This is a genomic window from Catenuloplanes indicus, from assembly GCF_030813715.1.
GTDB classification, from domain to species: domain Bacteria; phylum Actinomycetota; class Actinomycetes; order Mycobacteriales; family Micromonosporaceae; genus Catenuloplanes; species Catenuloplanes indicus.
This window is the reverse complement of the sequence record NZ_JAUSUZ010000001.1, coordinates 426,253-439,569: the sequence shown is the minus strand read 5'-3', so window position 1 is coordinate 439,569 and position 13,317 is coordinate 426,253. Positions and strand designations below refer to the sequence as shown.

Annotated in this window: 16 protein-coding genes and 1 pseudogene; 10 read left to right on the top strand and 7 right to left on the bottom strand. The window is 74.4% G+C overall.

The genetic code is table 11. The features are described from left to right. Positions 1-108: 108 nt before the first annotated feature. Positions 109-405, top strand: a complete 297-nt coding sequence (locus J2S42_RS02395) for a hypothetical protein (RefSeq protein WP_307234745.1) — start codon at positions 109-111, stop codon at positions 403-405. Between the two features lie 159 nt (positions 406-564). Here the strand turns inward: J2S42_RS02395 and J2S42_RS02390 are convergent, their stop codons facing one another. Continuing rightward, on the bottom strand, positions 565-1,476 hold the full coding sequence (locus J2S42_RS02390) for an NAD(P)/FAD-dependent oxidoreductase (RefSeq protein WP_307234743.1): 912 nt from the start codon (positions 1,474-1,476) through the stop codon (positions 565-567). Positions 1,477-1,556: 80 nt separating this feature from the next. On the opposite strand from J2S42_RS02390, the gene J2S42_RS02385 reads away from it, so the two are divergent. Both J2S42_RS02385 and J2S42_RS02380 read left to right on the top strand, forming a co-directional pair. Next, the gene (locus J2S42_RS02385; protein WP_307234742.1) at positions 1,557-2,441 is read left to right on the top strand and encodes an AraC family transcriptional regulator; all 885 of its coding nucleotides are present in this window, start codon (positions 1,557-1,559) and stop codon (positions 2,439-2,441) included. Positions 2,442-2,481: 40 nt separating this feature from the next. Further along, complete coding sequence (locus tag J2S42_RS02380) at positions 2,482-3,360, top strand: hypothetical protein (RefSeq protein ID WP_307234740.1); 879 nt, start codon at positions 2,482-2,484, stop codon at positions 3,358-3,360. Positions 3,361-3,735: 375 nt separating this feature from the next. On the opposite strand, the gene J2S42_RS02375 is transcribed toward J2S42_RS02380, so the two are convergent. Together J2S42_RS02375 and J2S42_RS02370 are read right to left on the bottom strand one after the other, a co-directional pair. Next, entirely contained in the window at positions 3,736-3,981 is a 246-nt protein-coding gene (locus J2S42_RS02375; RefSeq protein ID WP_307234738.1) for a hypothetical protein, read from the bottom strand. A 133-nt stretch (positions 3,982-4,114) separates the two neighbouring features. Further along, positions 4,115-5,392, bottom strand: a pseudogene (locus tag J2S42_RS02370) (ThuA domain-containing protein); the annotation flags it as partial. 137 nt (positions 5,393-5,529) lie between these two features. Between J2S42_RS02370 and J2S42_RS02365 the strand changes: the two are divergent. The 7 genes from J2S42_RS02365 to J2S42_RS02335 all read left to right on the top strand — a co-directional run bounded on the left by J2S42_RS02365 (position 5,530) and on the right by J2S42_RS02335 (position 9,726). After that, positions 5,530-6,093, top strand: a complete 564-nt coding sequence (locus tag J2S42_RS02365) for a DUF4865 family protein (RefSeq protein ID WP_307248589.1) — start codon at positions 5,530-5,532, stop codon at positions 6,091-6,093. 103 nt (positions 6,094-6,196) lie between these two features. Further along, positions 6,197-6,619 carry a hypothetical protein gene (locus J2S42_RS02360; protein WP_307234736.1) on the top strand — a complete coding sequence of 141 codons (423 nt, stop codon included), beginning with the start codon at positions 6,197-6,199 and terminating at the stop codon, positions 6,617-6,619. A gap of 43 nt (positions 6,620-6,662) precedes the next feature. Further along, positions 6,663-6,896: a hypothetical protein gene (locus tag J2S42_RS02355; RefSeq protein ID WP_307234734.1), complete on the top strand. Its 234-nt coding sequence runs from the start codon at positions 6,663-6,665 to the stop codon at positions 6,894-6,896. Continuing rightward, positions 6,883-7,137 carry an NAD(P)-dependent oxidoreductase gene (locus J2S42_RS02350; protein WP_307234732.1) on the top strand — a complete coding sequence of 85 codons (255 nt, stop codon included), beginning with the start codon at positions 6,883-6,885 and terminating at the stop codon, positions 7,135-7,137. Before J2S42_RS02355 ends, J2S42_RS02350 begins: the two co-directional genes overlap by 14 nt. Positions 7,138-7,194: 57 nt before the next feature. Further along, positions 7,195-7,509, top strand: a complete 315-nt coding sequence (locus J2S42_RS02345) for a CATRA system-associated protein (protein WP_307234730.1) — start codon at positions 7,195-7,197, stop codon at positions 7,507-7,509. A 45-nt stretch (positions 7,510-7,554) separates the two neighbouring features. Continuing rightward, entirely contained in the window at positions 7,555-7,977 is a 423-nt protein-coding gene (locus J2S42_RS02340) for a hypothetical protein (RefSeq protein ID WP_307234728.1), read from the top strand. Between the two features lie 297 nt (positions 7,978-8,274). Beyond that, a complete protein-coding gene (locus J2S42_RS02335; protein WP_307234726.1) occupies positions 8,275-9,726 on the top strand; it encodes a glycosyltransferase 87 family protein in 1,452 nt (483 codons plus the stop codon). Here the strand turns inward: J2S42_RS02335 and J2S42_RS02330 are convergent. Genes J2S42_RS02330 through J2S42_RS02315 form a run of 4 tightly spaced genes read right to left on the bottom strand, consistent with a single transcriptional unit; the run spans position 9,693 to position 13,268 of the window. Then, positions 9,693-11,063 (bottom strand): family 43 glycosylhydrolase, encoded by a 1,371-nt coding sequence (locus J2S42_RS02330; RefSeq protein WP_307234724.1) that lies wholly within the window; start codon positions 11,061-11,063, stop codon positions 9,693-9,695. The genes J2S42_RS02335 and J2S42_RS02330 overlap by 34 nt on opposite strands. Positions 11,064-11,118: 55 nt before the next feature. Next, positions 11,119-11,379: a hypothetical protein gene (locus tag J2S42_RS02325; RefSeq protein WP_307234720.1), complete on the bottom strand. Its 261-nt coding sequence runs from the start codon at positions 11,377-11,379 to the stop codon at positions 11,119-11,121. A gap of 9 nt (positions 11,380-11,388) precedes the next feature. Next, a complete protein-coding gene (locus J2S42_RS02320) occupies positions 11,389-12,612 on the bottom strand; it encodes a sensor histidine kinase (RefSeq protein ID WP_307234719.1) in 1,224 nt (407 codons plus the stop codon). After that, the gene (locus J2S42_RS02315; protein WP_307234717.1) at positions 12,609-13,268 is read right to left on the bottom strand and encodes a response regulator transcription factor; all 660 of its coding nucleotides are present in this window, start codon (positions 13,266-13,268) and stop codon (positions 12,609-12,611) included. Before J2S42_RS02315 ends, J2S42_RS02320 begins: the two co-directional genes overlap by 4 nt. Between the last annotated feature and the right edge of the window lie 49 nt (positions 13,269-13,317).

The window sequence follows — 13,317 nt, the reverse complement described above, 5'->3', positions numbered from 1 at the left end:
TGACGCGCCTTGCGGCATGATCAACGCCTTCCTGGGGCCGGCGTCGCACGGCGCAGGTAGCGGAAGCCGCGCCCACGGCTTCGCACCCGAACGAGAACGAGGCTTCCCGTGAAACGCCGAGACGCCACGCGGCTCCACGCGGTGCCGGTCACGACCGGGGTGGCGGGCATCGCGGACGCGGTCCTGGCCGGTCTGCCGTCGCCGGACGCGGCCGCGACCCGGAGCGGCACCAGCTACGGCAACGTCCGCGACGGTAACGCCGCCACGCCGTGGTCGCCGAACGGCGTCACCGGCAGCGTCCTGGCCGAGTGGAGCACCGCGACCACGGTCTCCGGTGTCCGGATCAAGCCGGGCGCGACCGGGACGATCGGCAGCCGCTCGACGGCGACACCGGCGCGGTCCTGAGGTCCGGCACCGGCGCCGGCCCGATCTCGTTCCCCACCACGCCGCTCAAGAAGCTGACCGTCACCGGCGTGACCGGCACGCCGTCCGCGGCCGAACCGGAGACCTACGCCTCCTGACCGCGGACACTGCGGGGGCGGTACGCCCTCGCAGTGCCCGCGGTCAGTACCCGGCCGACAGGTACACGGCGGCGCTCGCGCCCGCCAGGTGGCCGGAGGCGACCGCGGCGGCTGCGGACGGCGGGACGGACGTGGCCGCGTCGCCGGCCGCGAACAGCCCGGGGATGCCGGTGCGGCACATCGGGTCGACGGTGATCGCCTCCACGCCGAGGTGGTCGTGGGACCAGGTGACCGTGGCGCCGAGGTCCCGGGCCAGCGTCGACCGCTGGTGCAGGAACGCCTTGACCAGCAGCGCGGTCACGGCGAGTTCGCCGCCGCCGGTGAACGTGACCGCGCCCAGCCGGGGGCCGTCGCCGGTGAGCGCGGCGACCGGGCGCTCGTCCCAGCGGACCCGGCCGGCGGCCAGCCGGTCCCGCTCCGTGCCGGACAGCGCGACGCCGTTGGTCAGCAGCGTGACGTCGTCGGTCCAGGCGCGCAGGTTCAGCGCGCCGTGCACGCCGACCGGGCCGGACGCCAGCACGGCCGTGGGCCGGTCGCGCGTCTCCCAGCCGTGGCAGAACGGGCAGTGGAACACGTCGCCGCCCCACCGTTCGGCCAGGCCGGGCAGCGGCGGGTAGCGGTAGTCCATGCCGGGCGCGAGCACGAGCGCGCGTGCCCGCTCGCGGCGTCCGCCGGGGAGCGGCACCTCGAACGTACCGTCGTCGTGCCGTTCCGCTCCGGTGACGTCGCCGTGGAGAACCTCGGCCGACGGGTACGCGGCCAGTTCGGCGCGGGCGGCGGCGTAGTACGCGGCGGGCGGCCGGCCGTCGTGGCCGAGCAGGCCGCCGAGGCCGGAGGCGGCCAGGTTGCTCTGGCGTCCGGCGTCGACGACCAGGGTGCTGCGGCGGGCGCGGCCGAGGGTCAGGCCGGCGCTGAGCCCGGCCGCGCCGCCGCCGATGACGATGCAGTCCTTCATGCCGGTCAGCCAACCGTGTTCCGGGCGCCGGGAACATGCGCGGGCGTCGCACGAACATGCGCGTCGGTAGCATCGTGCCGGTGGACCCGATCAGCCAGGCGATCTCCACGCTGCGGGTGGGCCGCGGCACGGTGCGCCGGTTCCGGCAGTCGGGCGCGTGGGGCCTGGGCTACGCGGGCCTGACCGGCAGCGGCTTCCACGTGCTGTTGCACGGCACCGCCTGGCTGCTGTCCGCGGAGCGGGCGCCGGTCGCGCTGGCGCCGGGCGACGTCGTGCTGATCACGTCCGGCGCGGATCACGGGCTCGCCTCGGCGCCCCGGCCGATGCGTGGGCTGGTGCCGGTCGCACTCGGCACGGCGGAGCCCGCGCCCGGCCCCGCGGACGCGGAGTTCCTCTGCGGCGCTTACCGGCTGCGGCCGGGGCAGCACGTGCACCCGTTCCTGGCCGCGCTGCCGGACCCGATCGTGGTGCGAGCGGGCGGACCGCCCGGCGCGGTCGTGGCGCTGCTCGACGCGCGGCACGCGGCCGGGCCGATCGTCGACGCGGAACGGCACGCGCTGCTGGACCTGATGATCGCCGACGCGTTGCGCCGATGGCTGGCGACGGCGGCGTGGCCGGTGCCGGCGGATCCGGCGATCACCGCGGCCGTCCGCGCGATCGACGCCGATCCGGACCACCGCTGGACGGTGCGAGACCTGAGCCGGGCCGCGGGCATGTCCCGGGCCACGTTCACCCGCCGGTTCACCGCCGCGCTCGGCCGCCCGCCCGCGGCGTACCTGCTGGCCCACCGTCTCCGGCACGCGGCCCGGCTGCTCCGCGAGACCGACGCGCCGCTCGCCACGGTCGCCCGCCGCGCCGGGTACGCCACCGAGTCCGCGCTGGCCGGTGCGTTCCGCCGGGAGTACGGCATGGCGCCGGGCGCGTTCCGCCGCGCCGGGCGGCCGGGGAAACAGGAAAGATCATGATCGTGGAACCGGTGCCGGGGTCCGCGTCGTCGTACCGGGCATGCTGACTCACGCCCGTCCCGCCGCGCTGCTGCTGACCGCCGCGCTCCTGTTCACCGCCGCCTGCGCGAACGCGGGCGGCGCCGGGGAACCCGCGGCCCCCGCGCCCTCCGCCGCGCCACCCGGCACGCTGGTGCTGCGCGTCGACTACACCGGTGGTTTCGTCACACCGGCCACGGTCGCCACCCGGCTGCCGATGATCAGCGTGTACGCGGACGGCCGGGTGATCACCGAGGGCCCGGTCACGCTTCAGTACCCGGGCAAGGCGCTGCCGAACGTCCTGGTCCGCCAGATCGCGCCGGAGGACGTCACGCAGCTCGTCGAGCGCGCCCGCTCCGCCGGTGTGCAGAACGGCGTGGACCTGGGCCGCCCCGGCGTCACTGACGTGCCGACCACCCGTTTCACGCTGCTGACCGAGGAAGGGCTGCAGGTCACCGAGGCGTACGCGCTGTCCGAGGCCGCCGGCGCCGACACCGGCCTGACCGCGGAGCAGGTCCGCGACCGGCAACTGCTGACCGAGCTGATCACCGCGCTGCAGGACCTGCCCGCCACGCTCGGCGCGGGCCGGGCCGGTACCGAGGCACCGTACCGGCCCACCGAGATCGCCGCGGTGGCCGGCCCCTGGCAGGCAGACGGGACGATCAAGGACCAGCCGGAGGTCGCCTGGCCGGGCCCGGAGCTGCCCGGCACCTCGCTCGGCGACGGCCTCGACCTCGGCTGCGTGACCGCGACCGGCCAGGCCGCCGCCGACGTGCTCACGGCCGCGGCGAACGCCACCGCGATCACACCGTGGACGTCCGCCGGCAAGACCTGGACCGTCCACCTGCGCCCGCTCCTGCCGGACGAGCACACCTGCGCCGACCTGACCGGGATGTCCTGATCAGTCCACACAGGCCGGCGCCGCCGGCGGCGCCGGCCCGTGTGGCGCTGGAGTTCCCCGGCGCGACGGTGATGCCGCGGCGAGCCGGCGCGTGCGGAAGCCGATCGGTTGCACCCTGTTCTCGACGGCCCCGGCGGCGAGGGTACGGGCCCGCCGGGGCGTGACGACCGCGCTGGACATGGGGACGCCACGCCCGGCTGTGACGCTTCCGCTGCGGCACCTCGCCTGGGTGAGCGACCTGTTCAGCGCGGTGCATCCGGCGGTCGCTCCGGGCGCGGCGGCGATCCGGCGGATGGGCTACCCGGCGCACGTGGCGGTCGCCGGCCTGGAGGACGCCGACGGCTGGGTGGCGGCGCGGGTGGCGGACGGCGCCGACTACATCAAGATCGCGGTGGAGGACCGGCGGCAGCCGGGCACCGCGGGGCTGCCGGCCGAGACGGTGGCCGCGCTGGTCGCCGCGGCCCGGGAGCGCGGTCTGCTGACGGTCGCGCACGCGGTGACCCCGGCGACCCATGCCAGGGCGGCGGCCGCGGGCGTGGACGTGATCACGCACGTGCCGGTGCAGGGGGTCGCGAGCGGTGCGCGGGTCGTGTCGCCGACGCTCGGGATGATGCGCGGCATCGCCGCAACGGTCGGGCGTACGCCGGTGCTGCGCCTGCTCGGTGCGCTGCGGATCGTGCCGCGGATGGACGTCGCGCGCGATTGCGGCCGTGCGGGCGCCCGTGAGCTGACGACGCCGCGCCGATCAGCAGCCCGTGGACAGCTCCTTGATCCGGATGTTGCGGAACGAGACGGTGTCGTCCGGGCCGTGGTTCTGGACGCCGATGTGGCCGGCCAGCGATCGGGCCGGGTCGGAGTTGGTGAAGTCATTGATCGTTCTGCCGTTGAGGAGGACCCGCAAGTGCTCGCCCTCGACCAGGAGCTCGAACGTGTTCCACTCGCCGGGCGGGTTGAGCGCGGCGTCGCGGGCGGCCTGGTCCGCGGCGCGGAACGTGTAGACGGAGCCGGTGGTGCGGTCGGCGGCGTCGGTCGCGTCGATCTGGATCTCGTAGCCGTTGTCGACGGCGGACCACGGGTCGTCCGAGGGCGGGAAGCCGATGAACACGCCGCTGTTGTCGTCACCGGACATCCGCCAGTCCAGCTTCAGCGAGTAGTGGGTGAACTGTGTCGCCTCGTACCACAGCAGGCCCATCCCGCCGGTCGAGGTGAGCGTGGCGTCCGTGTTCGTGAACGAGCCCGGCCCGGCCTGGGACCAGCCGGTGGTCGCGCCGTCGTAGAGCGCCGTGTAGCCGGTTTCCGGGCGGCAGTCGGCCTGTGCCTCGCCCGCCGCGTACCGGATGCCGCCGAGCAGGTGCTGCCGGAAGGCGGGGTCCGCGAACGACTCCGGCGTGTGGCCGCCACCGGTGTAGAACGACCGGCCGCCGGCGAGCGTCTTGCACCAGGCGATCGGGTGGTCCGCACCCATCCGGCCACCGGTGTACGTCGACTCGTCCAGCGTGGACAGCACGTGCGCGGTGTCGCGCGGGTTGGTGCGGTAGTCGTACCACTCGTCGGTGCGGTTCCAGGACCGCGGCAGGTGCGCGGTGGCCGGGTGCGCGCGGTCCTCGGTGCGGACCACGGCCGGCTGGACCGGCGGGTGCGAGGCGAAGTACGCACCGACCAGCTCGCCGTAGAACGGCCAGTCGTACTCGGTGTCCGCGGCCGCGTGCACGCCCACGTAGCCGCGCCCGCGCTGGATGTACTCCTCGAACGCGGTCTGCTGTCCGGCGTCGAGTACGTCACCGGTGGTGCTCAGGAAGACCACGGCCTCGTAGCGGTCGAGCTGGGCGGCGGTGAACACGCCCGGGTCCTCGGTGGCGGTGACCGTGAACCCGCCGGCCGCGCCGAGATCGCGGATCGCCTGCACACCGGCCGGAATGGAATCGTGCCGGAAGCCGGCCGTTCTCGAGAAGACCAGAACGTCGAAGGGGTCGTCCGGGAGCGGCGCCGGTGCCGGCAACAGCAGCGCGACCGCGAGGATTCGACCGATCATGGCAACACCCACTTGTCGTCGTCGATGCGGGCAGTCCGCTTACAGCATGCCCGATCCGGGGCGGGCCAACCTCGAAACTCCGGTAACGTCGCGGTGCTGTCCACGCCGCGCACCGAGAAGGAGCACCTGTGATCGCCATGCAGTACCGGCTGTCCCTGCCGGCCGACTACGACATGGACATCATCCGCCGGCGGATCGCGGCCGGCGGGCCACGCTTCGACGGCACGCCGGGGCTCGGCCTCAAGGCATTCCTGATGCGCGAGCGCGGCGTCGACGGCTCGCCGCTGAACCAGTACGCGCCGTTCTACCTGTGGGCCGACAGTGCTGCGGCGGCCCGGTTCCTGTGGGGAGGCGGCGGGTTCGCCGGCGTGATCGACTCGTTCGGCCGGCCGGTCGTGGAGACCTGGATCGGCGGCGGCCACCACCGCGGACCGGCGTTCCACCAGCGGATCACCCATGCGGTGCGGAACGTCGCGCGGATGCCGGTGGACGCCGACCCGTCCGGCGCCGCAGCCGAGGCGAGCGTGGCCGTGCGGGACCGGCTCGGTGAGGACGGCCTGCACTCGATCGCCTGGGCGGTCGACCCGCGCTCGTGGGAGGTGATCACGTTCTCGTTGCATGCCGGCCGCCCCGATCGGTGTGATGGTGAGCTTTACCAGGCGCCGCACGTCTCCGCGCCGCACGTGGCAGACCTAGGTTGACCCGCGGGTCCGATGCGGCGCCTCGGACCACGGTCCGAGGCGCCGGGGGTAACCGTCCGGCAGGATTTCCCCCGGAGAGATCGGTGACCGGGGGAGGGCTGGCGTGAGACGTCGTCGGATGCATCGGGCCGTGTTCGCGGCCGCGGGGGCGTACAACGTCGGCTGGGGTTGCTACGCGGTCCTGGATCCACAGTGGTTCTTCCGGGTCACCGGGCTGCCGCTGTCCAACTCGCCGCAGATCTTCGCCTGCCTCGGCATGGTCCTCGGGCTCTACGGCCTGCTCTACTTCGAGGTCGCGCGCCGGCCGGAGGCCGGCTGGCCGGTCGCGGCGGTCGGGCTGACCGGCAAGATCCTCGGTCCGGCCGGGCTGGCGTGGCTGATCGCCACCGGCGTCTGGCCGGCCGGTTCGGTCGTCATGATCGTCACGAACGACCTGATCTGGTGGGTGCCGTTCGCGCTCTACCTGCGCGATGCCTGGCCGTCGTTCCGGGCCACGCTCACCGGCCCGGCCGGGCCGGGCCGATGAGTGCCGGCCACGGCATCCGTACCCCAACGACGGTGCACCGGACTTGACGAGACATGGAACAGCAGCTGCTGACCGCCGTGACGACGCCGTGCGCCGGGCCGCGGCCCGAGTCCGGCGGCCGGAGACGGCACCCGACAACCGGGACGAGCTGATGGCCGCGCTCCGCGCCAACGACGAGGCGGTGACCGAGATCCTGCGTCCGGCGCTGACCGCGGCGCTGCCCGCGGCGCCGCCCGGCTCCCGGTGGAACGACGACGAGCACGGTGCCGGCCCGTGACCGGTGGGTGGTCGACCCGGTCGGCGGCAACATGAACGCGGTGCAGGGCATGCCCGACTGCTTTCCGGGCTCGGCGTCGCACGCGGCGAACGCCCCGGCCCGCCGCACCACCGCGCTCGGCGACGAGCCACCACGCCCGTTCCCGTCCCGGATCAGCCGCGCCACCGTGGCCGCCGCCATGCTCGACGAGGCCGAGCACCCGGCGTACCCGGGCCGGATCGCGATCCCGCTGGAACGGTGAACCAACGGCCGGGTTCTCCGGGGACACGCGACCCGCGCGGGCGGCTAGGATCGCCGCATGCCTGAAGCGTTCGGTCCGGGTGCCCTTCCCGCGGATCTCGTCGGCCGGTTCGTCGACGCGCTCGACGGTACCGACGGGTGGACGGCCGGGGACGACACGTGGGCGCGGATCGAGGAGATCATCGAGCGGGCGCGCGTGTCCGCGCTGATCGGTGACGTCGAGGCGTTCGAGTGGACGGTCCGGGACATGGAGATCGTCGGTGGCCGGGGTGCCGCGGCCGCCGGGACCGGGCGGCAGCGAGCGCAGCCGGACCGGATCGCGCAGAGCAAGCGGACGCTGAAACAGACGCTGAAGCCGGCGCAGGCCCGCTGACATGGCCGGCCGCGGGACCGGTCTGCTGCGGGAACCGGACTTCCGGTGGTTCTGACCGACGGCGTCTTCAGCCTGTTCCTGGTCACGTACCAGACGATGTTGCTGGTCTTCCTGGCCCGGCACGCGGGCCTGGGCCCGGCCGGCATCGGCGTGGTGCTGTCCGCGATGGCGTGCGGCGGGCTGGCACTGGTCTCGACGGGCGGCGTGATCCGGCTGATCGTGCAGGCGGGCCTGCACCAGACGACCACGCCGGAGCGGCCCGGCCGGATGGACACCGTGCGATTCGTGCAGTGGGGGAGCATGCCGCTCGCGGGCCTGCTGGCCGGCACACTCGGCGGTCTGCTCGGCGCCCCGGCGGTCCTGTGGACCGGCGCCGCCGGCATGACGGCCGCGTCCCTGCCCGCTCTGTTGTCAGGACCGCTGCGCGCCACCCGCGAGATGCCGGCCATGGTGGTGGAGCCGGCCTGACGACGCCGGTGTCGCCGTCGCAGCGGCCGGTCCGCGAGGTGCCCGGCGCGGCCCGGCGTGGGGCGACAGGTGGTGGTACGCAAGCCCGTGGCCGATGTGCCTTCTCCCTCTGCCGAAAGTTGTAGCGGGGACCGCTCGGAGATATGGCTGCGGGTAGATGTGCGGACCACGCCGGGATCGGAATGATCTCGGCGTGAGTTCTTCCTGGAACCGGCACTCAGACCGGGCAACCCGCGGGCGTCGCTCGCCCGGGCGGCGGAGTGCGACGCTGTCGCCGGTTGCCGGGTGGGCGCGGCCATGAGCCGGACCGCGGCGACGGTGCGGCCCGTCCCGATACCCAGCCCGATACGCGGTCTCGACCGCTTCCGGCGGGCGCGGCCGGTCGCCTGGCGGACGGCCGGGTACACGATCGCCGCCGTGTTCGCGACCGGTGTCGGCGCGTTCGCCGGTCAGGAGGTGCAGGCGTCGTGGGGGCGCTGGGCCGCCGGTGGTTACGTGCTGGCCGCGTTGGTCACGTCGCTGTGGCGGCATACCGCGGCGCCGTTCACGGCGACCGCGGTTGCGCTGGCCGGTGCGGTCGTGGCACCGCTGGTGTGGATGGTGACCGGCGGCCGGGGCATGTCGACCGTCGGGATGGGCCCACTGACCGTGATCAAGCGAGCCGGCCGGCTGCTGCTGGAGTCCGGCAGCCCATATCTGACGATGGATCGGCTGACCGGCCCGGAGTCACTGAATCCATACGGCCCGCCGCTGGCGGTCTTCGGCCTGCCGCACGCGCTGGGACTGGACGGCTGGGCCGGCAACCCGCGTACCTGGTTCGTGCTCAGCGCGGTCCTGCTGGGCTACGCGGCGCTGCGCCGGGTGCACGCCGACCGGCCGCTGTGGAGGCTGGCCGCGGCGTTCGCCTCACCGGTGCTGGCCCTGCCCGTCGTCCTCGGCAGCACCGACCTGCCGGTGCTGGGTCTGCTGGCACTCGGCATCGCCCTGCTGTCCCGCGCCCTGCCGCACCACCCGCCGGCGGGCACCGCAACCGGCCGGCCGGGCGACCGGCCCACGGCCGCGGTGCCCGGTCCGGTGGCGGGCCCCGCGCCCGGTCTGCCGGACCGCCCGCCCACGACCGCAGCACCCGGCCCGCAGGCCGATCGAGCCGCCACGTCGCTGGACACCCTGATCCTGGCCGGCGCGGCGCTGGGCGTCGCATGCGCGATGAAGGCCACCGCCCTCCCCGCCGCCCTCGTCCTGATCCCGCTGCTCCTCGCCCGCGCCGGCTGGCGCCCGGCGCTCACCTTCGCCACCTCCGGCGCGCTGGTGGCCGTCGCCTCGGCCGCCCTCACCGCCCCCGCGATGCTGGCCGACTCCCGGGACCTGGTCCACAACGTGGTCATGTTTCCGTTGCGGCTCACCGCCCAGCAGACGACCGCCGCCAGCCCGATGCCGGGCCAGGTGGTCGCGGCCGACGGTTCCGGTGGCAGGCTGTTGATGATCGGCCTGCTGGCGGCCGCGATGGCCGCGGCCGTCGCCTACCTGTGGCGCCGCCCCGCCCGCACCGCCCCGGCCGCCGTCATGCAGATGGCCGTGATCTGGTCCCTGATCTTCACGCTCGCCCCGTCCACCCGTTACGGCTACTTCGTCTACCCCCTGCTGATGCTCGGCCTCCGCAACATGTTCCGGGACCGGGGCCCGTCGCGTGAACAGCGCGACGAGCCCCGCCCCGCTCACGCGACGTCGATCGCGTCGATCTCGGCGTAGTTGGCGCCCTTGCCGTACGAGATGGTGTTGTCGCCGGCCCGCAGCGTCACGTCACGTTCGCTGACCTGCCAGTTGTCCCACCCGGTCACCGGGTAGTCCACGGTGCCGGCGGCGGCGCCGTTGACGGTCAGCGTGTGGCCGGCCGCCCCGGCGTCGGAGCCGTTCGCGAAGCGGGTGTACAGCCGGTACGTGCCGGCCCGGGGGACGTGCACGGTGAACGTGACCCGGCTGTCCGCGAAGTCGATGCCGCCGACCACCACGCCGTTGCTGGCGCCGCCGGCGGCGTACCGGGCGTTGGCGCGGCTGAAGTCGGCGTCCTCGGCCTCGTAGCGGATCTTGGCGCCGTCGACGATCGGGCGGCTGCCCTCCCAGTCGAGGCGCTGCGAGTACATCGCCCGGTAGGTGAAGTCGGCGTTCCAGCCGTGGAAGACGATCCGGTCCGTGCCGTCCGGGCCGGTGACGACGTCCTGGCCGCCGGGACCGCGCACCGAACCGGCGAACGCGTCCGTGGTCATCAGCGGCGTGGCGGCCTTGGTGTACGGCCCGCGCAGGCTCGGTGCGGTGGCGTAGCTGCTGACGTAGCTGCCGTTGCCGAAGAAGTTCGCGGAGTAGAACAGCACGTACGTGCCGCCGCGCTTCCACAGCGTGGGTGCCTCCACCAACGTACCCTCGAAGGGTTTGTTCTGTTTGATGAGCTGGGTCTCGGTGCCGGTGCGGCGCAGCCCGTCCGCGCTGACCTGCTGGATGCGCAGCCAGGTGTCCTGCGCACAGCAGTTGCCGTCGTTCTTCCACAGGATGTAGCGGCGGCCGTGCTCGGTGAACGAGGACGCGTCGATCGCGCCGCCGATCTCCGGCGTGCAGACCAGCGCGGTGCTCTGCGGCACGAACGGGCCGCCGGGCGAGGTCGCGGTCGCCGCGCCGATGCACTGCTTGCCGGAGGCGCGGTCGTGCGCGGTGTACCACATGACGAAGCTCCGCGGCCCGGTGGAGAACACCTCCGGCGCCCACACGCCGTGGTCGCCGGAACCGCCGGGCGGGAACGACCAGTCCGGGTCGGCCCAGGCGCCGAGCGTGGGCAGCGCGTCGGTGCCCTGCACGGTCCAGGTGACCAGGTCGGTGGAGGTGGCCCACTTGATGTTGCGGCCGTCGCTGTTGGTGGCGTAGGCGTAGTAGGTGCGGCCGGCCTTCAGCACGTCCGGGTCGGCGAAGTTCTGGTCGATGACGGGCCCGGACGCGACCGCGGCGGCCGGTGCGGCCGTGGCCGTGAGCAGGCCCGCGGCGAGGAGCAGGGCGGTGGCGGCGGCGGTGGCGCCGCGCCGTGGTGCGGTAGCACGCATAGTCACTCCACAGAGGTCGGTGGTGTTACAACTTCGATCGATACCGGCGTCCGTGTCAAGAGAACCAGCGGCCGAGGTGGTCGTTGAGGTCTGATTGGTCCTCGCCGATCCGGGCGACGTGACCGTCCCGGCGGATCAGCGCGGCCGGGTGGTCCAGCCGCGCGGTGGGGCCGGCGAGCAGGCCGGCGGCCGCCGGTGTCGAGCGGTCCGGTGCGGTCCACCGGGCAAGGACGAAGCGGACTTTCCCGCTTCCGGCGTGGTCGCGTCCCGAGTGCTCCCGCGGGCACCGGTCCCGCCGTGGCCGGGAGAAACCCATGTGGGCTGATCAGGCGAGCGGCAGGCGGACCGTGAACGTGGCGCCCTCGCCCGGCCGGCCGGCGGCCCGGATCGTGCCGCCGTGCTTCTCGACCACCTCGCGGACCAGCGCCAGCCCGATGCCGAAGCCGGGGCGGGTGGACCGTCCCCGGTGGAAGCGGTGGAAGATCCGCTCGGTGTCCGCCGGGTCGAGGCCCTGCCCGCTGTCCACCACCTCCAGCACCGCGGTGCCGCCGGCCGTGGTCGCGCGCACCAGGACCGTACCGCCCGGCGGGGTGTGCGCGAGCGCGTTGCCGACCAGCTCGCTCACCACCCGGCGCAGCGCGGACGGGATGCCCGGCACGGCCAGCGGCGCGGCCACGCCGTCCGCGGCCAGCGTGACGCCGCGCGCGGCCGCGCGGTCCGCGTCCTGCGCGACCGCGTCGCGGACCAGCGCGGCCAGGTCGATCCGGGACGCGGTGGCCAGCCGGTCGTCCGCGTCGAGCCGCGCGGACAGCAGCAGGTCGTCGACGATCTCGCCGAGCAGCCGGGTGTTGCCGATCAGCCGGTCCAGGTCGGTGCGGTGCTCCGGCAGCAGCGCGGGGCGGCGGGCCAGCAGTTGCGCGCGGGTGTGCACCCGGGCGATCGGCGTGCGCAGTTCGTGGCTGGCGTCCGCGACGAAGCGGCGCTGCCGGCTGAGCGCGTCGGCCAGCGGCGCCACCGCCCGGCCGCCCACGAACAGGCCGGTGAGCAGCGCGGTGACCAGCCCGATCGACTCGGCCACGCCGAGCGCGCGGAGCAGCAGGCGGCGGTCGGCGCGCTGGTAGCGGGTGTCGAACACGGCCTGGACCGTGTCCGCGCCGCGGCGTTCGGTGAGCACCACGTAGACCGTGCCGTTGCGCGCGATCGTGGCCTCCTGCGCGCGGCCGGACGCGGCGACCGCGTCGATCGCGTCGTGCAGCGGGAAGCCCGGCGGTGGCGGCACCGCGCCGGTGTCCAGCGTGCCGCCGGAGAGCAGGATCAGCCAGGTGCAGCCGGGCGGACCGCCCGGCACCCCGTGCTGCGCGCTCCAGTGCAGCTCGCGGCGGATCTGCACGGTCTGGCCCTGCACCAGCATCGCGTACGAGACGCCGCCGACCAGCGCGACCAGGCCGGCCACCACCAGCCCGGCGAGCAGCCCGATCTGCCAGCGGGCCCGGCGCACGGCCCGGCGTTCGGCGGCGGTCCAGCCGTCCCGCCGGACCGGGACGCTCACAGCTCACCGAGCCGGTAGCCGAGGCCGTGCACGGTGCGGACCGCGGCCCGCCCGAGCTTACGGCGCAGATAGTAGACGTAGGTGTCCACGATGGACGGCGCGGGCGTCTCGTCGAACACCCGGCGGCGCAACTCCGCGCGGGAGTGCACGGTGGACGGGCGCGCGGCCAGGATGCGCAGCAGCTCGAACTCGCGCGCGGACAGCGGCACCCGGTCGCCGGTCGGCAGTACCGCGTCGCGCATCGCCAGGTCGAGCAGGCCGGCGCCGATCCGCAGCGCCTCGGTCGCGTCCGCTGCGCGCCGGCACAGCGCGCGCAGGCGGGCGCTCAGCTCGTCCAGGTCGAACGGCTTCGGCAGGTAGTCGTCGGCGCCGGAGTCCAGCCCGGCGATCCGGTCGTCGACCGTGCCGAGCGCGGTGAGCATCAGCGCCCGCGCCGGCACGGCCCGGGAGCGCAGCCGGACCAGCAGGTCTAGCCCGTCGATCGCCGGCAGGCACCGGTCGATGACCATCACGTCGTACGGCCGGCTGAGCCCCAGATGCAGCCCGCGATGCCCGTCCGGGGCGTGGTCGACGAGGTAACCCTCGCCGGCCAGCGCCTCGGTCAGGGTGCCGGAGAGATCGACGTCATCCTCGACCAGCAGCAGGCGGTGCGGCATGCGAAAGAGAATGGCACAGATCAATTCAATAATGACAGTGGTAAATGTC